The organism is Microlunatus sp. YIM B11417, assembly GCF_059617205.1.
The window spans coordinates 42,452-61,433 of the sequence record NZ_JCAMPJ010000002.1 but is presented as its reverse complement, the minus strand read 5'-3'; the positions used below and the strand labels follow the sequence as shown (position 1 = coordinate 61,433).

At 71.2% G+C, this 18,982-nt stretch carries 18 protein-coding genes; 9 read left to right on the top strand and 9 right to left on the bottom strand.

What is annotated here, in order from left to right:
- The first annotated feature begins 200 nt into the window (after nucleotides 1–200).
- Nucleotides 201–1,427, top strand: coding sequence for a sensor histidine kinase (locus AC6CCG_RS10415; RefSeq protein WP_496654469.1), 1,227 nt, complete (start codon nucleotides 201–203; stop codon nucleotides 1,425–1,427).
- A gap of 240 nt (nucleotides 1,428–1,667) precedes the next feature.
- On the opposite strand, the gene AC6CCG_RS10410 is transcribed toward AC6CCG_RS10415, so the two are convergent.
- Nucleotides 1,668–2,153: a group II truncated hemoglobin gene (locus tag AC6CCG_RS10410; protein ID WP_496654468.1), complete on the bottom strand. Its 486-nt coding sequence runs from the start codon at nucleotides 2,151–2,153 to the stop codon at nucleotides 1,668–1,670.
- A gap of 74 nt (nucleotides 2,154–2,227) precedes the next feature.
- On the opposite strand from AC6CCG_RS10410, the gene AC6CCG_RS10405 reads away from it, so the two are divergent.
- Nucleotides 2,228–2,581: a winged helix-turn-helix transcriptional regulator gene (locus AC6CCG_RS10405; protein ID WP_496654467.1), complete on the top strand. Its 354-nt coding sequence runs from the start codon at nucleotides 2,228–2,230 to the stop codon at nucleotides 2,579–2,581.
- On the opposite strand, the gene AC6CCG_RS10400 is transcribed toward AC6CCG_RS10405, so the two are convergent.
- The 3 genes from AC6CCG_RS10400 to AC6CCG_RS10390 form a co-directional block, all read right to left on the bottom strand.
- Entirely contained in the window at nucleotides 2,518–3,360 is an 843-nt protein-coding gene (locus AC6CCG_RS10400; RefSeq protein ID WP_496654466.1) for an SGNH/GDSL hydrolase family protein, read from the bottom strand. The genes AC6CCG_RS10405 and AC6CCG_RS10400 overlap by 64 nt on opposite strands.
- Before the next feature lie 36 nt (nucleotides 3,361–3,396).
- Complete coding sequence (locus AC6CCG_RS10395; RefSeq protein ID WP_496654465.1) at nucleotides 3,397–3,546, bottom strand: hypothetical protein; 150 nt, start codon at nucleotides 3,544–3,546, stop codon at nucleotides 3,397–3,399.
- Nucleotides 3,547–3,910: 364 nt separating this feature from the next.
- Nucleotides 3,911–4,711 carry an LLM class F420-dependent oxidoreductase gene (locus tag AC6CCG_RS10390; protein ID WP_496654464.1) on the bottom strand — a complete coding sequence of 267 codons (801 nt, stop codon included), beginning with the start codon at nucleotides 4,709–4,711 and terminating at the stop codon, nucleotides 3,911–3,913.
- A gap of 117 nt (nucleotides 4,712–4,828) precedes the next feature.
- On the opposite strand from AC6CCG_RS10390, the gene AC6CCG_RS10385 reads away from it, so the two are divergent.
- Nucleotides 4,829–6,001, top strand: a complete 1,173-nt coding sequence (locus AC6CCG_RS10385; RefSeq protein WP_496654463.1) for an AI-2E family transporter — start codon at nucleotides 4,829–4,831, stop codon at nucleotides 5,999–6,001.
- Here AC6CCG_RS10385 and AC6CCG_RS10380 read toward each other — a convergent pair.
- From AC6CCG_RS10380 to AC6CCG_RS10370, 3 genes are read right to left on the bottom strand one after another with little or no spacing between them, the layout of a single operon-like run.
- Complete coding sequence (locus AC6CCG_RS10380) at nucleotides 5,998–6,825, bottom strand: ABC transporter permease (protein ID WP_496654462.1); 828 nt, start codon at nucleotides 6,823–6,825, stop codon at nucleotides 5,998–6,000. The genes AC6CCG_RS10385 and AC6CCG_RS10380 overlap by 4 nt on opposite strands.
- Nucleotides 6,818–7,627, bottom strand: coding sequence for an ABC transporter permease (locus tag AC6CCG_RS10375; protein WP_496654461.1), 810 nt, complete (start codon nucleotides 7,625–7,627; stop codon nucleotides 6,818–6,820). The genes AC6CCG_RS10380 and AC6CCG_RS10375 overlap by 8 nt, the downstream gene beginning before the upstream one ends.
- A complete protein-coding gene (locus tag AC6CCG_RS10370; protein ID WP_496654460.1) occupies nucleotides 7,624–8,634 on the bottom strand; it encodes an ABC transporter ATP-binding protein in 1,011 nt (336 codons plus the stop codon). Before AC6CCG_RS10370 ends, AC6CCG_RS10375 begins: the two co-directional genes overlap by 4 nt.
- Nucleotides 8,635–8,781: 147 nt before the next feature.
- Between AC6CCG_RS10370 and AC6CCG_RS10365 the strand changes: the two genes are divergently transcribed.
- Both AC6CCG_RS10365 and AC6CCG_RS10360 read left to right on the top strand, forming a co-directional pair.
- Nucleotides 8,782–9,780 carry a class I SAM-dependent methyltransferase gene (locus tag AC6CCG_RS10365; RefSeq protein ID WP_496654459.1) on the top strand — a complete coding sequence of 333 codons (999 nt, stop codon included), beginning with the start codon at nucleotides 8,782–8,784 and terminating at the stop codon, nucleotides 9,778–9,780.
- Nucleotides 9,781–9,903: 123 nt separating this feature from the next.
- Nucleotides 9,904–12,291, top strand: coding sequence for a Tex family protein (locus tag AC6CCG_RS10360; protein ID WP_496654458.1), 2,388 nt, complete (start codon nucleotides 9,904–9,906; stop codon nucleotides 12,289–12,291).
- Nucleotides 12,292–12,617: 326 nt separating this feature from the next.
- On the opposite strand, the gene AC6CCG_RS10355 is transcribed toward AC6CCG_RS10360, so the two are convergent.
- The gene (locus tag AC6CCG_RS10355; protein WP_496654457.1) at nucleotides 12,618–13,433 is read right to left on the bottom strand and encodes an HIT domain-containing protein; all 816 of its coding nucleotides are present in this window, start codon (nucleotides 13,431–13,433) and stop codon (nucleotides 12,618–12,620) included.
- Between the two features lie 92 nt (nucleotides 13,434–13,525).
- On the opposite strand from AC6CCG_RS10355, the gene AC6CCG_RS10350 reads away from it, so the two are divergent.
- Together AC6CCG_RS10350 and AC6CCG_RS10345 are read left to right on the top strand one after the other, a co-directional pair.
- The gene (locus AC6CCG_RS10350; RefSeq protein WP_496654456.1) at nucleotides 13,526–13,810 is read left to right on the top strand and encodes an AbrB/MazE/SpoVT family DNA-binding domain-containing protein; all 285 of its coding nucleotides are present in this window, start codon (nucleotides 13,526–13,528) and stop codon (nucleotides 13,808–13,810) included.
- Entirely contained in the window at nucleotides 13,807–14,970 is a 1,164-nt protein-coding gene (locus AC6CCG_RS10345) for a DUF418 domain-containing protein (RefSeq protein WP_496654455.1), read from the top strand. The genes AC6CCG_RS10350 and AC6CCG_RS10345 overlap by 4 nt, the downstream gene beginning before the upstream one ends.
- Here AC6CCG_RS10345 and AC6CCG_RS10340 read toward each other — a convergent pair.
- Nucleotides 14,957–15,778 (bottom strand): alpha/beta fold hydrolase, encoded by an 822-nt coding sequence (locus AC6CCG_RS10340; protein WP_496654454.1) that lies wholly within the window; start codon nucleotides 15,776–15,778, stop codon nucleotides 14,957–14,959. The two genes, AC6CCG_RS10345 and AC6CCG_RS10340, sit on opposite strands and share 14 nt — an antisense overlap.
- Before the next feature lie 196 nt (nucleotides 15,779–15,974).
- Between AC6CCG_RS10340 and AC6CCG_RS10335 the strand changes: the two genes are divergently transcribed.
- Both AC6CCG_RS10335 and AC6CCG_RS10330 read left to right on the top strand, forming a co-directional pair.
- Complete coding sequence (locus AC6CCG_RS10335) at nucleotides 15,975–18,140, top strand: AAA family ATPase (protein ID WP_496654453.1); 2,166 nt, start codon at nucleotides 15,975–15,977, stop codon at nucleotides 18,138–18,140.
- 30 nt (nucleotides 18,141–18,170) lie between these two features.
- Complete coding sequence (locus AC6CCG_RS10330) at nucleotides 18,171–18,944, top strand: DUF72 domain-containing protein (protein WP_496654452.1); 774 nt, start codon at nucleotides 18,171–18,173, stop codon at nucleotides 18,942–18,944.
- Nucleotides 18,945–18,982: the final 38 nt, after the last annotated feature.

Below are 18,982 nucleotides of genomic sequence, written 5' to 3'. Positions count from 1 at the left end.
GTTGATCAGTTCCCTGAGCCTGTCGAAGGGCAAGGTCCGCTCGGGCCTGGCGCTTCGGCAGGCTCAGCGCACCAGGGCGGCGCCGGACACGCCGCGGCCGATTGCCCCGATTGCGCCCGCGACGGCCAGATCCTGCGCATAATCGACACTGTCGATCGGGGGATTGAGATGTGCCGCTTGATCATCGCGGAACGTCGGTCATGACCGCGCAACCCGTCACGCTCGGCCGGGCCTTCCTGTTCAGCTGGCGACGGGTGCGCCGACGGGTCAGTACGCGCGCCCAGCTGACCATCGTGTACGGGATCCTCGCCGCGATCGCCGCCACCACCGCGCTGGTCGCGGTCAACCTCGCCGTTCGACTGGTGCCCGACCCGCTGCTGACCGGCGGCACCGGGCGACTGGTCGACGCCCTCATGATCGTTTCGGTCGTCGCGTTGATCACCTTGATCGCCGGCACCACCCTGGTCACCTGGATGATCACCGGCGGCGTACTCCGCCCGCTCAACGATCTCAACGCCGCCGCCACCCGGGCCGCGCAGGGGCCGCCGGCCGGCCGGCTCGAGGTCAACGAGCCGGCCAAGGTGTCCAGCCGCGACGAGCTCGCCGCCCTGGCGACCAGCTTCAACCGGATGCTGACCCGGCTGGACCACCAGCTCGAGGCCCGCCGCCGGTTCACCGCGATCGCGGCGACCGAGCTGCCGACCCAGCTGACGACGACCCGGCAGCTGCTCGACGCCGCCGCGAATGACTGGCTGATCACGGCCCGGACGCAGCGGCTGATCGAACAGCTGGCGTACGCCAACCAGCGATCACTCGACCTGGTCGACGGCCTGATGGCGCTGTCCCGATCCGGCACCGTGGAGCCCATGATCACCGTGAACAACCTGGACGACGTCATCGTCGAGTCGGCGGTCGGCCTGGAATCGCTGCGGCGCCAGCATCAGGTCAAGATCATCTTCGACATCGACGACGTCCGGGCGGCGACCGACCGAGCCATCCTGCGCGGCATCGTCGATCAGCTGCTGGACAACGCGATCCGCTACAACCGGCGACACGGAACCGTCTGGGTCGGCACCAGCCGCGGCTGGGGTCAGCCGACGATCACGATCTCCAACACCGGCGAGGTGATGACCCAGCGCGAGGTCGAGCACGCACTGAACCCCACCCCCGAGACCCGGACCGGTGCGGCCGCCCACGGCTTCGGCCTCGCGATCACGCAGAACCTGGCCCGCTCGCTGGACGCCACCCTCACCGTCCGCGCCGACTCCGGCGGCGGCCTGACCACCCAGCTCGCTCTCCCGGCAAGCGAGCAGGCGGCCCGGACCAGCACAGCCGGCCCGGTCGAACTCCGCCCTGCCGGCCGAGACCACGGCGCCCCGCGGCCCACCACCGATCCGGCCCACCACCCCGCCGCCGTCTCCCACTGACCCGGCACCCCACCCCGCCCACTGTGGGAATGTCGACAACCCACCCAGCTCGGCATGTTCAGCGTCGGAATGTCGACAACCCCACCGTGATCGGCACCATCCACGTGGGCAGGTCGACAACACCACGAGGTTTCGGCTCGGTCCGCGTCAGGGTTCTGTCTCCGACAGCCGCGACCCGATTGCGGTAGGCGTTGCGTTGCAGATTCGGGTCACCGGCGGTCGGGCCGGCCCGGATCGCGGTCAGGGGCCGGGCACCCAGGGTGGGCGGGCCCAATCCCAGGTCGGCATCGGCTCGTCGAAGTCGGGCTGGGCGTCGGGGGCCGAGAGGATGACGGCCATCCGGCTGCCCCACTCGAGGTAGCCGACGAAGGAGGCGCGGAACTCGGGGTCGTCGGGCAGGCCGACCCGGTCGGCGGCCTCCAGCAGCAGGGCGACCCAGCGGCGCCGCTGCTGCTCGGTGATCGCCCGGCCCAGATGGTGGCGGACCATGCCCGGGTGCCCGCCATGATCACGCGAGTACGCCGGCGGCCCGCCGAACACCTCACCGAGCCAGGCCGCGACGTGCTTCGGGTGATCGGCCGACATGCCGGCGAACACCGGCGCCAGCAGCTCGTCCTTGATCACTTCCCGGTAGAAGTCCTCGGTCAGCCGTTCCAGCGCTTCGCTGCCGCCGGCCCACGCGTACAGGCTCGGCGTCGCCGCGGCCGGCTCGTGTTCGATGCTCACGTACAGAAACTAGAGTCGAGCCGGGACGGATCCGCAAGTACGCACTTTCCGGTGCGTGGAGGGCCGGTGAACGGATGAACAGACGCGGCTACTCCTGCGCCGTCGAGGTCGCGGTCGATGCGATCGCCGGCCGCTGGACCCCGGTGATCCTGGCCCACCTCAAGGAGGGCGTGCACCGGTACGGGCAGCTGCGGCGGCGGATCCCCGGCCTGAGCGAGAAGATGCTCACCCAACGGCTGCGTGAGTTGGAGGCGGCCGGGTTGGTCGAGCGGCGGGTGCACCGGGACGCCGAGGAGATGCCGGCGCCGGTCTCGTACCGGCTGACCGAGGAGGGACAGAGCCTGGCTCCGGTGCTGCAGGCGCTCTACGACTGGGGAGCGCGGCGGGCGGCCGAGCGCGGCATCACGTTGCCGGAGCCGGTCGACTGACCCAGGGACTTGGCGACCACTGTGGGGACCGGGCGTTTCGCGACGATCCCGGCGCCGTGCGGGATGCCGCGAATCCCCTTGCCGAGCCAGGGCGCCAGGTGGGTCACCGCCCAGTCGAGTTCCTCGGTGAGCTGCGCCCGGACCGAGCGGGTCGACTCCGGCGGGAGCGGCTCGGCCCAGGACTCGTCCATTCCGTCGATGCCGAGCCGCCAGGCCAGTCCGCGGGCCACCCGCTCGTGGCCCAGCGGGTTGCCGTGCAGCTTGTCCTCGTACCAGAGCCTCGGATCGCCGGCCATCGGGTAGGCCTGCAGATCGAGCACGATCACGCCGTACCGGGCGGCCTCGGCCCGGACCAGGTCGTTCAGCCGGAACATCCGGTCCCGGAGCCGGCGCCCGAACGGGTTGATCGCCGTCGGGTCGGGCATCGTGAAGGTGAGGACGGTGATGTCGTTGCCGCGGGCCTCGCTGTACATCTCGGCGAGCGTCGCGGCGAGTTGGTCGTAGTCGCAACCGAAGGCGAGGACGTCGTTGACCCCGCCGAAGATCGTCATCAGATCCGGCTTCAAGGCCAGGGCGTCGTCGAACTGGGTGTTGCGGATCTCGTCCAGCCGCAGCCCGCGGACGGCGAGGTTGGCGTAGTCGAGCGGCTCGTCCTGACCGTCGGCGATGTGCTGCGCGAGCCGGTCGGCCCAGCCGCGGTAGCCGCCGTTGCCGTCGGGGTCCTCCAGACCCTCGGTCGCGGAATCACCGATGGCGACGTACCGCTCGAAGCTCACCACGCCCTGGATTCTGCCGTACCGCTCAAGCCGAGCGGGTCAGGCAGCCAGGTCGACGTGACTGCGGCTGCGCGGAGTCTTGGCGGCGCGGGCCGACACGTCGAGCATGGTGGGCACGATCGCCAGCACGCCGACGACGACGATTCCGATGATCGCCAACACCGTGATGAGTACCTGTATCGCATCCATGCATCAAGAATCGCTCGCAGTGCCTAATCCGCCATCGGTCGCCGGTCCGGAGTTCCGGGTACGCCGACGACGGCGCTGGTCGTCGGGGTATCGGACCCCGGTGGCACGGGTCCTGAGGTGCGCTGCACCGGCTCATGTCAGTTTTGTGCAGACCTTGCGTAACTCTTGAGGGATCCTGGCGGACCTGCAGAGGCTGCCGGGTCATGATTCTTTACGCAAGGGGGGCAGATGGATCGGTACCCAGCACGGGGAGGGGTACCAGCCACAGTCTGATTCGCCGACACTCAGGGGGGTCGACGAATGCGCTAAGGGCCGGCGGATCTTCGGATCCGCCGGCCCTTCAGTCTTGCCTGACCGGTGCAGCCTACGCCGCGTTGAACTCGTCGCGGAAGGCCACCCACTCCTTGACCCGGGTCAGGTCGTAGTTCACCCGGCCGTCGGTCGTGATCGTCACCATCCGTACCCCGACGTCGACCAGGCCCTGCGCCTCCTCGTCCGGGCTGCCGTTGACACCCGTCGACCGCTCGATCTCGCCCGGGTCGCGACCGATCTGGGCGCACCAGTCGTCCAGCACCGCGTTCTTGTGCTTCAGCGTCTCGGCGTCGCCGAAGCCGTGCCAGATGGTGGCGTGCTCGGCCGTGTAGCGCAGCGTCTTCTTCTCGCCGCCACCGCCGATCAGCACCGGGATGTCCCGGGTCGGCGCCGGGTTGAGCTTCGACCAGCGGTCCTTGATCCGGGGCAGCGCCTGCTTCAGGTCGGCCAACCGGGTGCCGGCGGTACCGAACTCGTAGCCGTACTCGTCGTAGTCGCGCTGGAACCAGCCGGCGCCGATGCCGAGGATCAGCCGGCCGTTGCTGATGTGGTCGACCGTGCGGGCCATGTCGGCCAGCAGCTCGGGGTTGCGGTACGAATTGCAGCTGACCAGGGCGCCGATCTCGACCCGGCTGGTCTGCTCGGCCCAGGCGCCGAGCATCGTCCAGCACTCGTAGTGCAGGCCGTCAGGCTCGCCGGAGAGCGGGAAGAAGTGGTCCCAGTTGAAGATCACGTCGACCCCGGCCTCCTCGGCCGCGGCCGCCGCCTCCCGCAACGCGGAGTAGTCGGCGTGCTGCGGCTGGAGCTGGACGCCCACCCGGAACGGGCGGTCGGCGTACGGAATGTCTGTCATGAGTCTCACCCTAGGATCCGGACGTCCGACCCTGGTCGTGGTGTCCCGTTCCTTCGACCGGGGGTCACCAGGGAGAACTACACTCGCGACGCCAGGTCAGGTGAGCGGGAGGAACAGATGCCGGGTCCACGTACGCGTCGCAGCGGCGTCGAGCGCACGAGCCGCCGAACCGACCCCGGCCCCGGCTGGTCGCCGCCGCTCTGGGGTGTGCTGGTCGCCGCCGGGATCGTGGTCGCCGCGATGGGGGTCAAGGCGATCTCCGACATCGCCGGCCCGGTCTTCCTGGTGCTCACCCTGGTGATCACCGTGCACCCGTTCCGGATCTGGCTGCGCCGGGTCGGCGTCCCGGCCTGGCTGGCCAGCACGATCGCCCTGTTCACCATCTACGGCATCCTGATCGTCATCCTCGGCTCGATCGCGCTGTCGATCACCCAGCTGGCGACGACCCTGCCGAAGTACGGCGAGGCCTTCATCCGGCTCTACAACATCGTGCTGGACACCCTGGCCGGCTTCGGTGTCGGCACCGAACAGTTCCAGTCGTTCCTGAACAGCTTCGACCCGAGCTCGCTGACCGGAGTTGCGCAGACGCTGCTCAGCGGCATCACCAACTGGCTGTCGCTCGGCGCCCTGATGGTCACCGTGGTCGTCTTCCTGGCCTTCGACGCGTCCGGGATCGCCCCGCGGATGGAGATCATCCGGGAGGCCCGGCCGCGGGTCGCGGAGGCCCTGGAGACCTTCGCCCGGAACGTCCGCAAGTACTGGATCGTCACCTCCCTGTTCGGCTTCATCGTGTCGATCTTCGACGTGATCGCGTTGTCGATCATCGGTGTGCCGCTGGCCGTCACCTGGGGCGTATTCGCCTTCGTCACCAACTACATCCCGAACGTGGGCTTCGTCGTCGGCATGATCCCGCCCGCCCTGCTCGCCCTGCTCAGCGGCGGCGAGAACGGGCTGCGCGACATGCTCGCGGTGATCATCTCGTTCTGCGTGATCAACTTCGTGATCCAGACCCTGATCCAGCCGAAGTTCACCGGCGACGCGGTCGGCATCACCCCGACCGTCGCGTTCATCTCGTTGATCTTCTGGTCCTTCATCCTCGGCGGGCTGGGCGCCCTGCTGGCCGTGCCGGCGACCCTCTTCGTCAAGGCGATCCTGATCGACCAGTCCGACCGGACCCGATGGTTCGGCGCGTTGATCAGTGCGACGCCGGGCGAGGCGCCGGACGTGGACCGGCCGATGTTCGGGCTGCGCCGGAAGACGAAGGTGCCACGCGCTGCCCGTACCGGCTAGTGACCGGGGCTCGCGTAGTGGCGCAACTGGCGGTGGAAGAAGATCACCGCGAGCACGTAGAGCGCGACGCCGATCGCCGGTGACGCGAGCGCCAGCCAGAGCGGGACGAACAGCTCGTCGGTCCGGCCGAGCAGCACCGCGGCCGGGAAGAACGCCGCGTACGCCAAGGGCAGCAGGAACGTCATCAGGTACGCGACGGCGCGCGGGAAGACACTGAGCGGGTACGGGCCGAAGGTGACGAACACCTGGTCGGCCACCTGCAGCATCGGCATGCTGACCAGCAGCCGGAACGACAGCGCGGACAGCGCCAGCATCACCGCCGACTCGACGAAGGCGCTGCCGATCACCGCCATGATCAGGTACGTCACCGTCGGCACCGTCCAGGCGATCGGCGCCGCGGCGGCGGTGATCACCAGGACGACCAGGCCGAAGGCGAGGTCGCCGAACGCGGTCACGGTGAACCGACGGGTCAGCAGTTGCACCAGCGGGTTGACCGGGCGGAGCAGGATGCGGTCGAACTCGCCGTCGCGGACCACCCGGTCGGTGGCCCAGAGCTGACCGGACAGGAAGCCGTGCAGGGCGTGGCCCATCGAGCGGATCCCGTACACGAACGCGACCTCGACCAGCCCCCAGCCGCCGATCCCGCCGAACGCGAAGACCACCACGCCGACGAACGCCAGCGAGACCGCCTCGTAGCAGATCGCGCCGATCGCGGTCAGCACGAAGTCGGCCCGGTACTGCAGCGCCGAGGTCAGCCCGATCCGCAGCAGCACCGCGTACTGCCGGAAGAGCGACGGCGGCCGGGCCGCGACGACGTCAGCCACCCTGGACCACCACCCGGTGCCGGGCCCGGGACCAGACCAGGGCGGCCAGCAGCGCCAGCGCCACGACCCAGAACACCTGGACACCGAGCGCCATCGCCAGGCCGCCGGGCGGACGGCCGAAGTAGATCGCGACCGGGGTGAAGGTGGCCGCCTGGAACGGCAGCGCCGTCGCGATCGCCTGCAGCCAGTCCGGCATGAACCAGAGCGGCAGCACCGAGCCGGACAGGAAGGTACGGACGACCGCGAACGCCATCTGGATCCCGCCGACCTCGAGCGTCCAGAACGAGGTCAGGCCCATCAGCAGCGTGATCAACTGGGCGACGCCGAACGCCAGCACCAGGCTGACCACGAAGGCGAGCGCGGCGACCGGATCGGCGGGCGGCTGCAGGCCACCGACCAGCAGGCCGGCGCCGAGCCCGACCAGGACCGTCGGCAGCGCGGCGAGGACGAAGCCGGTCTGCACCGCGAGGTTCTGGGTCAGCAGGCCGAGCGGTCGGGTCAGGTCGATCCCGATCAGGCCCTCCCGGACCCGCCACTCGATCGACTGGCCGGGCCAGGTGTCCAGGACCGCGGCCACGGTGATGCCGAGCACCGCGTAGCCGACCGCCTGCCGGACGTCGGCGCCCGCGACCGGCCCGTCGTGCCCGGCATAGATGGCCCGCCAGACGACCGTATAGAGCACGACCTGGATCGCGATCACGACCAGCGACAGCAGCATCGAGCCGCGGTAGGACCACGGGGTCAGGCAGCCGATCCGGATCTGGGCCAGCACGGCCCGGGTCCGGAGCCGGAGCGCCGTCACGGCGAGCCGTCCGGCAGGCCGCGCTCGGTGTAGATCCGGGCGATCACGTCCTCCAGCCGGGGCTCGACGACGGACAGGTCGACGACGGCGTGGGCGGCAGTGACGGCCGCGATCGCCTCCGGGGCCTTGATCCGGTCGGAGCGGAACCGCAGCGTGACCCGGCGGTCGTCCCGGTCGACCTGCTGCAGCGGCGGGACGTCGACGTCGTGCGGCTCGGCGAGGGTGACCACCAGATCCCGGTACGGCGCGTAATGGGCCATCAGCTCGGCCAGGCCGCCGTCGTAGAGCACCCGGCCGTGGTCGATCACGACGATCCGGCGGCAGAGTCGCTCGACGTCCTCCAGATCGTGGGTGGTGATCAGGATCGTGGTGCCGCTCTCGGCGTTGGTGTGGCCGACGAACTCGCGGATCCGTTGCTTGGCGACGACGTCGAGGCCGACCGTCGGCTCGTCCAGGAAGAGCAGCCGGGGCCGGTAGAGCATGGCCGCGGCCAGGTCGCCGCGCATCCGTTGGCCCAGGGACAGCTGGCGTACCGGGGCGTCCAGGAAGTCGGTCATCTCCAGCAGTTCGACCAGCTCCGCCTGCCGCCGGTCGCCGTCGGCGGGCGGTACGCCGTAGAGATCGCGGACGGCGCGGAACGACTCGCGCAGCGGCAGGTCCCACCAGAGTTGGCTGCGCTGGCCGAAGACGACGCCGATCGTCGCGGCGTTGGCCTTGCGCTCCCGGGAGGGGTCGCGGCCGGCCACCGAGACCGTACCGGCGGTGGGAGTGAGGATGCCGGTGAGCATCTTGATCGTGGTCGACTTGCCCGCCCCGTTCGGCCCGAGGAACCCGATCAACTCCCCGTTCATGATCGAGAACGAGACGTCGTCCACGGCGCGGATCACGTCGTGCTCACGGTTGAGGAAGGTACGGATCGCGCTCAGCCGGCCGGGCACCCGCTTGACGCGCCGGAACTCCTTGATCAGTCCCTCGACCCGGACCAACGGACCCTCGACGGTCGCCACCCGGTCACAGTGTCAAACCGTGCCCGCTGCGGCAACGCATTAAGACGTTCGTCCCGGGAACACCCGGCCGGTCTCGCCACGCCGGTGCCGGGCGGTCGGCTCGCCGGGAAACGAGCCACCGAGGCCGACTCGGACCATGATCACCGAATGCCTTATCGACTGGTTTCCGCCGATCCCCGACCCGAGCTGGTCCGTCGGATCACGCTGCTCCTGCTCGTTCCCGAGGGCCTCTGCCTCGTGCCCGTCGACGGCAGCCCGGCCCTCAGCACCGGTGACGTCGCCGACGGCGAGCACTGGCTGCTCGACACGGCGCTGCGGGTGCCGCTGCACACCCACGGCGTCCGGACCCAGGGCCTGCACTCCGTCGCCGTCGCCGAGCTCGATCCCGCCGACCCGGCCGCCGGTCTCGAGTTGTACGGCTTCGCCGTCGGAGCGCCGTACGGGGGCCGGCGGGAGTTCCGCGCGGTCCCGCTGGAGCAGCTGACCGCCGACCGGCTCGCGGCGCGGCTGGCCGCCGACGGTGAGGCGGCCGCGGCTCGCTTCTTCGTGGACGCGGCCGCGGCGTGGCGGGCCCAGACCGACGACAGCGTCGCCGCCGACAATCTGCGTCTGTTGCAGGCGGCCTATCTCCGTGCGGACACGCCGTGGGGCCAGTCCGGGAACGGCGGCACCCTCGAGGACTGGACGCACAGCCGGCGGCCGGTCGCCGAGGCGATCGAGCGGGACGCGACCTTCCTCGACGTCGGCTGCGCCAACGGGTTCCTGATGGAGTCGGTGCAGGCCTGGTGTGCCGAGCGCGGGATCACCGTCGAGCCGTACGGGATGGATCTCGGACCGGAGTTGATCAAGCTCGCGCAGGCACGGCTGCCCCACTGGGCCGACCGGTTCTGGGTCGGCACCATGCAGACCTGGGTCCACCCCGAGGGCCGGCGGTTCGACCTCGTTCACGTGCGGCCGGATCCGGTGCTGCCGCATCGTCGGCGCGCGCTCGTCGATCACCTGCGCGAGCACGTCCTGGCCGACGGCGGCCGGCTGATCGTCACCTTGGCCGAGCCGGGTCCGTACGGCACGGCGGTGAGTTTCCTCGAGCATCACGGCCTCACCGTCGCCGGTGCCGATCGCCACGTGGCCTGGGCCGACGTCTGATCCGGCCCGGACTGTCAGTCCCGTGATGTGTCCTGTGCCTGCCAGGCTGCGGCCCGTCGGCTAGGGTCGCTTCGGATTTCCGGGCAGGACAGTGAGGGGTTCAGGGTGCAGCAGGTTTCGAGGGTGTCGGTCGAGGAGCGGATCGCCGAAGAGCTCGGCGTCGCGGTGGGCCAGGTGCGGGCGGCCGTGGCTCTGCTCGACGAGGGGTCGACGGTGCCGTTCATCGCGCGCTACCGCAAGGAGGTCACCGGCGGGCTGGACGACACCCAGTTGCGGACGCTGGAGGAACGGCTGCGCTACCTGCGCGAGCTGGACGAGCGGCGGCAGGCGATCCTGGAGTCGATCGAGGCGCAGGGCAAGCTGGACGACGACCTGCGGCAGCGGATCCTGGCGGCCGATACGAAGGCCCGGCTGGAGGACCTCTACCTGCCGTACAAGCCGAAGCGGCGGACCAAGGCCATGATCGCCCGCGAGGCCGGGCTGGAACCGCTGGCCGACGCGCTGATCGGCGACCCGACGCTGGAGCCGGTGGCGACGGCGGAGGCGTACGTCGACCCGGCCAAGGACGTGGCCGACACCAAGGCCGCGCTGGACGGGGCCCGGGCGATCCTGATCGAGCGGTTCGCCGACGACGGCGACCTGATCGGCGAGCTGCGGGAACTGCTCTGGCAGAACGGCCGGCTGGTCTCGACGGTCCGCGACGGCAAGGCCAAGGAGGGCGCCAAGTTCTCCGACTACTTCGACTTCTCCGAGTCCTTCACCACGCTGCCGTCGCACCGGATCCTGGCCCTCTACCGGGGCGAGACCGAGGACGTGCTGGCCATTCAGATCGCCCCGGACGAGGGCGATGATGATCAAGGTCAGAGCCGGTACGAGAAGATCATCGCCAACCGGTTCGGGATCGCCGACCAGGGCCGCCCGGCCGACGCCTGGCTGGTCGGCGTGGTCCGCTGGGCCTGGCGGACCAAGATCATGATCACGCTCGGCATCGACATGCGGATGCGGCTGCGGCAGCACGCCGAGGAGGAGGCGGTCCGCGTCTTCGCCGCCAACGTGAAGGACCTGCTGCTCGCCGCCCCGGCCGGCACCCGGGCCACCCTCGGCCTGGACCCGGGCTTCCGGACCGGCGTCAAGGTGGCCGTGGTGGACCGGACCGGCAAGGTCGTCGCCACCGATGTGATCTACCCGCACGTGCCGAAGCACCAGTGGGACCAGTCGATCGCGACGCTGGCCCGGCTGGCGAAGGAGCACCAGGTCGAGCTGATCGCGATCGGCAACGGCACCGCGTCCCGGGAGACCGAGAAGCTGGCCCGCGAGTTGATCATCAAGCATCCGGAACTGGAGCTGACCAAGGCGGTCGTCTCGGAGGCCGGGGCGTCGGTCTATTCGGCGTCCGCGTACGCATCGCAGGAACTGCCCGAGCTGGATGTGTCACTGCGCGGCGCGGTGTCGATCGCCCGACGGCTGCAGGACCCGCTGGCCGAGCTGGTCAAGATCGACCCGAAGTCGATCGGCGTCGGGCAGTACCAACATGATCTTGGTGAGCTGGCCCTGTCCCGGTCGCTGGACGCCGTGGTCGAGGACTGCGTGAACGCGGTCGGGGTCGACCTCAACACGGCCTCGGTGCCGCTGCTGACCCGGGTCTCCGGGATCACCTCCGGGCTGGCCGAGAACATCGCGCTGCATCGTGATCAGCACGGGCCGTTCCGGTCCCGGGCGGCGCTGCTCGAGGTGGCCCGGCTGGGTCCGAAGGCGTACGAGCAGGCGGCCGGGTTCCTCCGGATCAGCGACGGCGACGATCCGCTGGACTCGTCCGGCGTGCATCCGGAGTCGTACCCGGTGGTGCGGCGGATCCTCACCGCGACCGGTACCGAGCTGAAGACCCTGATCGGCAACAGCAGCGCGCTGAAGTCCGTCAAGGCCGCCGACTTCACCGACGAACGGTTCGGCCTGCCGACGGTGACCGACATCCTGGCCGAGCTGGACAAGCCGGGCCGGGACCCGCGCCCCGCGTTCCAGACCGCGGCCTTCGCCGACGGCGTGGAGACGCTGGCCGACCTGAGCCCCGGAATGATCCTGGAGGGCCAGGTGACCAACGTGGCCGCCTTCGGTGCGTTCATCGACATCGGCGTCCACCAGGACGGCCTGGCCCACGTCTCCGCCCTGTCGAAGAACTTCGTCAAGGACCCGCGCGAAGTGGTCAAGCCCGGAGACCTGGTCAAGGTCAAGGTGCTCGAGGTCGACCATGATCGGAAGCGGATCTCGCTCACCCTGCGCCTGGACGACGATCTCGAGTCCAAGCCCGGCGAGCGGAAGCCCGGCGAGGGCCGGCCGGGCGGTGGCAAGCCGGGCGGTGGCAAGCCGGGCGGTGGCGGCAAGTCGGCCGACGCCAAGGGCGGTGACCGGAACGGGCGACAGGGTCGTGGCGGCCGGCCGAAGCAGCGGCGCGAGGAACGGGAGCCGCAGGGCGCCATGGCCGACGCCTTCCGCCGGGCCGGCTACACCCGCTGACTCAGGAGTAGTCCACGACCTGCACCGAGGCTGGCGCGGGCGCGGTCTCGCGCCCTGGCAGACTCCGGCGGCGAGGCCGGTCACGCGAGAGAGTCACCTCAGGGATCGTGACCCGCACTCGCGGCGGTCCGCGTTCGCCCTCGGCCCGGGCCGCAGGACTCGGCGATCGACCGCCCGCGGCCAACGACAGCCACGCTGGTCGGCCCGAGCGGCGTCGTGGACCCGGCTCGCGATCCGCTCCCGGGGTCACCCGCGGCGGCGCGCCGGGTCAGCGACAGGTCACTTCCGCAGCGGCACGCCGCCAGAACCGCTGCTTTGGTGACCGGTCAGCGGTTGGGGGAGAGGTAGGCGGCCAGCCGCTGGTACGGGTTGACGGGCTCGGAGGCCGAGCGGCCGTACACGTGCAGATGGACGTGCGGGGTCTCCTGGCGCGCATGGATGCCGTCGTTGGCGAAGCCGCTCAGGCCGGTCGAGCCGGAGCCGAGCCGGAACTGGGCCAGGGACTCGATCAGGCGAGCGGACAGCGAGACCACTTCGGAGGGCTCCAGGTCGCGCAGGCTGACCACGTGCCGGAGCGGCAGCACCAGCACGTGGGGGTCGATCAGCACCCGGCGCGGTCGGATCACCCGGACGTCGCGGCTGCGCCAGCGCTCCTGATCGGTCAGCACCGAACCCGTACAGCCGTCGCAGAGGTTGCCTTCCGGCGCCTCGATGGTGAGCCGCTCGGCCGGCAGGGACAGCTCGTGGCGGAGTCGCTCGATCAGTTCCGGGTCGGGCCGGGCGGGCAACCGGACCCGCCGGGGCAGGGCCATCGCGCGGACCGGGCTGATCAGCTCGCCGGGCCGGCGACCGAACACGTGGATCGCGCAGCCGGCGCCCGGGACCGGGTCAGGCTCGCCGATGCCTTCGGAGTCCGGCTGCCAGAGCACCGAGAAGCTGATCATGAAGCCGGAGGATCCGAAGATCCGGTGCAGCACCGAGGTCGCGGCACGGTAGGCGTCGATCAGATCGGCCGCCTCACGCTCGTTCAGGGAGTCGACACGACCGACGCTCCGGACCAGGACCAGATGGGACTCGACCACCCGGACCGCGGGGACGACGATCCGCCAAGTGCCGAATTCGGCGACGGTTTCCGGGCGCACCCGAACAACCGTAGCGTTCCCGGTGCGCTGCCGTACGCCCAGGTCGCGCATGATTTACATGATATCCTTTGTATCTACTGCAGGAGGCTTCCATGGCCGACGACACCGGCGGCACCACCTACGGACCGGGAGGCCGCGGTTTCTACGGCGCGGTGACGGTGAGCGAGCGGGGTCAGATCGTCATTCCCGCCCAAGCCAGACGCGATCTGAACATCCGGCCGGGCGACAAACTGCTGGTCCTCGGCGACCCGGCGCAGGGCCTCGCCCTGGCCACGATCGACCGCCTGATCACCAACTGGCAGGGACCGGCCGCCGTGCTGGAACAGATCACCGAACATGCCCGCGATCCGAGACCGGAGGACCAACCGGAACCATGACCGACCTGGCCGCCCCGAGGACTCCCGTCAGCACCGGCCGCGCGCTCGCGCCCGACCTGGCTCGCGGCGGGATGCTGCTGCTGATCGCGATCGCGCACGCGCCGCTGTTCGTGACCGACGTCGGGCGCGGCCCGGCGGCCGTCAACGAGGCGCTCGGCGTCTTCCACCTGATCTTCGTCCACAACACCGCCCGGCCGCTGTTCGCCTTCCTCTTCGGGTACGCCCTCGTCCAGCTGACCGACCGGCAACTGGCCCGAGGCAACGCCTGGCCCGCACCGCGGAAGCTGATCCGGCGCCGCGGCTGGCTCCTGGTCGCCTTCGGCCTGGCGCACTTCCTGCTGCTGGTGCCGATCGACATCCTCGCCGCGTACGGTCTGGCCGGGATCCTGATCGCCGGGCTGCTCCGCGCGAAGGACCGGACCGTGCTGATCGTGGCCGCGATCTCCCTGCTGCCGGCCACCGCAGCCACCGCCCCGGCGATGTTCATCCCGCTCAGCAACGGCGTCGCGGCGTACACCACCGGCAGCGTCGCGGTCGGCGACCGGAACTGGCTGCAGTACCTGCTGGACCGGCTGCCCGGTCTCCCGTTCGGCCTCGCCTTCGGCACCCTGATCGTGCTGCCGCCGATGATCTTCGGCGTCTGGGCCGCCCGGCGCCGCTACCTCGACGACCCGGCCCCGCATCGGCCCACGCTGACCCGGTTCGCCGTGATCGGGACCGCCGTCTCGGCCGCCGGCGCCCTGCCCGCGATCGTGATCGAGACCGGGGCCGTGGTGCCGACCCCGGAGTTGATCATGGTCGCCTCGGTGCTGCAGCCGCTGACCGGCTACGTCGGCGGAGTCGCGCTGGCCGCGATCCTCGCCCTGATCGCGATCGCGGTGGGGCGCCGGCCCGGCCGGCTGACCACCGCGGTCCAGGCGCTGGGCCAGCGGTCGCTGAGTGCGTACCTGCTGCAGTCGGTGATCTTCCTCGTCCTGTTCGCCGGACTCGGCCTGCAGGATGGCCTCGGCATGACCGGAGCGACCGCGGTCGCTGTGCTGACCTGGCTGGGCTCGATCGGACTGGCCGAACTGCTGCGCCGGTCCGGCCGCCGCGGCCCGGCCGAACACCTGCTCCGGCGCCTGACCTATCCGGCCCCGCGGCGGGTCAGCCCGGGATGAACGCCCGCAGTTCGTCGGCCAGCGCGGCAGGCTGATCCTCCTGGATCAAGGCCGCACAGTCGGCCAGCTCGACCAGCCGGCCGCGCGGCAGCAGCTCGGCCAGCCGGCGGCCGTGGTCGGGCGGCATCATCGTGTCCTCCGGTGCCCAGACGATCAGCGCCGGCTTGGCGAACCCGGCCAGGCCGCTGCTCCAGTCCCGGCCACTGACGAGCGGCACGCTGACCACGTACCGCCGCAGATCCCGCCGGACCGCCGGATCGGCCAGCGGTTCCAGCCAGTCCCGCAGCACCTCGTCCGGAATCGGATGCTTGGCCATCCCGGCGGCCAGCCGGGCTCGCGCCCCTGGTGATCGAGCCAGCAGGGCCAGCAGGCCGAGGCCGCCGGGGATCCGGGACAGTACACCGAGCAACCGGCCCGCCCGGCCGGGCGGGAAGTTGTCGAACGCCTCGCACGGCGTCAGCACCAGCCGGCCGACCCGCTCGGCGCGGCCGCGCTCCACGATCAGCTGCGCGCCGCCCCAGTCGTTGATCACGAGGGTGACGTCGGTCAGGTCGAGCCGGTCCAGGAACTCCGCGACCAGGTCGGCCAGCGCCTCGATGGTCAGGTCCGCGTCGGCCCGCATCGGACGGCGGTGCGAACCGAGCGGCAGGGCCGGCGCCACGCAGCGGTAGTCGGGCCCGAGTTCGGCGACCACCTTCCGCCACACGGTCCGGCCGATCAACGGTCCGTGCAGCAGGACCAGGCACGGACCGGAGCCGCCGGTGTCGTCGTAGTCGAGGATTCCGGCGCTCAGTTCGATCTCGGGCATGCCCGGAAGGCTTCCCGTACCGACTGCTCAGTCGCCAGACCAACCGCTGCCCAACCGGTGCCCACCGGGTCCGCGCACCATCAACGCTGGATTTGCGCAAGATCAGCCCAGCCGACCCCGTTCGGCCCACGAGCCCCGGTCGAGCCGGTCGATACTGTCGGGCGCAGGACGTCAGGCGACAGTGAGGACGCAGCAGATGAGCAGCGGCGCGACCACGCCCCAGCCGGAACGGCGACTGGCGAATCGGATCGACCGGGGCCGGCGGCGGCGGTTCGTCGGGCGGTCCGCGGAGCTCGAACTGTTCGAGTCCGCGCTGGCCGAGCCGGACCAGACGTTCAACGTGCTCTTCGTGTACGGCCCCGGCGGGATCGGCAAGTCCAGCCTGCTGGACGCCTACGCCGACCGGGGCGCCCGGGCCGGCCGGACCCCGCTCCGGATCGACGGGTACGGAGTCTCGCCGCCCACCCCCGAGGGCTTCCGGGCCGCGCTGGCCGATGCGATCACCGAGGCGCTCGGGCTGCCGGCCGACGAGCACGTACCGAACGGGTTCCTGGACCGGCTCGGCGACGGCAGCCGCTGGGTGCTGCTGGTCGACACCTTCGAGCTGCTGGCCCCGATCGAGTCCTGGTTCACCGACCGGCTGCTGCCCCAGCTGCCGGCCGAGCTGATCGTCGTCCTGGCCGGCCGGCTGCCGCCGTCGGCGCGCTGGCTGGCCGATCCGGGTTGGCGGGACCTGCTCCGGGTGATCTCGCTGCGCGGCCTGCCGCCGGACGGCACCCGGCACTACCTGGAGATCGAGCAGGTACCCCCGGCGCTGCACCAGCGGGTCGCCGGGCTGACCCACGGCCACCCGTTGGCCCTGTCACTCCTGGTGGACGCGATCCACCGGGCCGGACCGGACTCCGAGCTGCCGGCCAGCCTGGCCGAGGATCCGGACCTGGTCCGGGCGCTGCTCAATCGCCTGATCGACACCGCGCCGAGCACCGACCACCTGGCCGCTCTGCAGGTCTGCGGCCACGCCCGGCACGTCACCGAGGCGCTGCTCCGCGCGGTGCTGGAGGAGCCGGCGGTGCCGGTGCCGGAGCTGTTCACCTGGTTGCGCGGGCAGACGTTCGTCGACGAGACCGCGGACGGGCTGCGCTGCCACGACCTGGTCCGGGACCTGCTCGACGCCGACCTGCGCTGGCGCGACCAGGAGCGGTACGGGGCGCTGCACCGCCGGATCCGAGTCTCGCTGGTGGAGCGGTTGCGGGCCCGGGAGATCTCGCCGGCCGACCGGCGCACGGTGATGGCGGACCTACTGTTCCTGCTCCGGCATCACCCGGTGGCCGGCGCGCACTGGGACTGGGGACTGCTCGGCAGCGGCTACACGGATCCGGTCACCGACGCCGACCGGCCGGCGCTGATCGCGCTGACCGAGCGACAGCAGGGCTCGGAGCAGGCCCACTGGGTCGAGCACTGGCTGGACCGGCAGCCGGAGGCGTTCCTGGTCTTCCGCGACGGCGACGGCTCGCTGCTCGGCTTCGCCGGCTACCTGTCGCTGGACCGGGCCGCGCCGGCGGACCGGGAGGCCGATCCTGGCACCCGGGCGATGTGGGACTACGCGCAGCGGTACGGGCCGCCGCGGCCGGGCGAGCTGGTCAAGGCCTGGCGCTTCCTGGTCGACCGGGACACCGTCGACGAGCGGCAGTTGCAGGCGAGCGGGACGATGCTCGGCGCCTTCCATACCCAGGACATCCTGCTGCGTCCCCGTACCGCCTGGGATTTCGTCGGTACGTACACGGACCTCGACCACTGGCGCGCGTTCCTCGGGCACCTGGACTTCCACCACCTGCCGGAGGCCGGCTACCGGGTCGGCGACACCGCGTACGAGGTGTTCGGGCACGACTGGCGCCGGATCGGGATCGCCGAATGGATCGACCTCACCGCGGCCCGCGAACTGGGCGAGCCGGTCGAGCCGATACACCGGCGCGGCGCCGAGCTGGTGCTCTCCCACGAGGAGTTCACGGCCGCGGTCCGGGACGCGCTGCGGACGCTGCACCGGCCGGCCGACCTGGCCGACAACCCGCTGGTCGGCTCCGCGCTGGTCCGCCGGGCGACCGAGCCGGACCGGCCGCCGGAGCAGGCGCTGGCCAGGCTGCTCCGCGAGGCGGTCGCGGAGCTCCGCGACGACCCCCGCTCGGAGCCCCTGCACCGGGTGCTGGACCGGACCTTCGTCCGGCCGGCGCCGTCGCAGGAGAAGGCTGCCGAACTGCTCGACCTGCCGTTCAGCACCTATCGCCGGCACCGGGACCGTGGCGTCGAGTCCGTCACCGAGCGACTCTGGCAGCGTGAGCTCGACGGACCCGCCCGGTCGGCCTGAGGTCCCGCGCCGGTGTAGTTGAATGGAGGAATGCCGGTCCACATCGGCACCTCCGGATGGCAGTACGCGTCGTGGCGCGACCGGTTCTACCCGGCCGGGCTGCCCCAGCGACTGTGGCTCGAGCACTACGTCGGCGCCTTCGCCACGGTCGAGAACAACAGCGCGTTCTACCGGCTGCCGACCCGCGAGACGTTCGAGTCCTGGCGGTCCCGGACCCCGGACGGCTTCGTCATGGCGGTCAAGACCAGCCGCTACCTGACCCACATCAAGCGGCTGGCCGAGCCCGAGGAGCCGGTTCGCCGGTTCCTCGACGTCGCGGCCGGCCTGGGCGACCGGCTGGGGCCGGTGCTGCTCCAGTTGCCGCCCACGCTGCGCGCCGACCCGGAGCGGCTGGACCGCTGTCTGAGGCTGTTCCCCGCCGAGGTCCGGGTGGCGGTGGAACCGCGGCACGAGTCCTGGTGGACGCCGGAGGTCCGGGCCATCCTGACCGAGCGCGGGGCGGCGTTGTGCTGGGCCGATGTCCGGGGCCGGCCGCGGGCGCCGTTGTGGCGTACCGCCGGCTGGGGCTACCTGCGGTTGCACCAGGGCGCCGCCCAGCCGTGGCCGAGCTACGGCGATCAGGCCTTGCGCAACTGGGCCCGGCGGCTGGCCGACACCTGGCCGGACGAGGCGGACGTGTTCACCTACTTCAACAACGATCCGGGCGGCGCCGCCGTCCGGGACGCCGTCCGCTTCGCCCGCACGGTGACGCGGCTGGGTCGCACGGCCACCCGGACGCCGCCCCTCGCCGGCCCTGGGCAGTGATCGGGCAGCGGATGGACAGGGCCCGGCCTGGCGGCTGA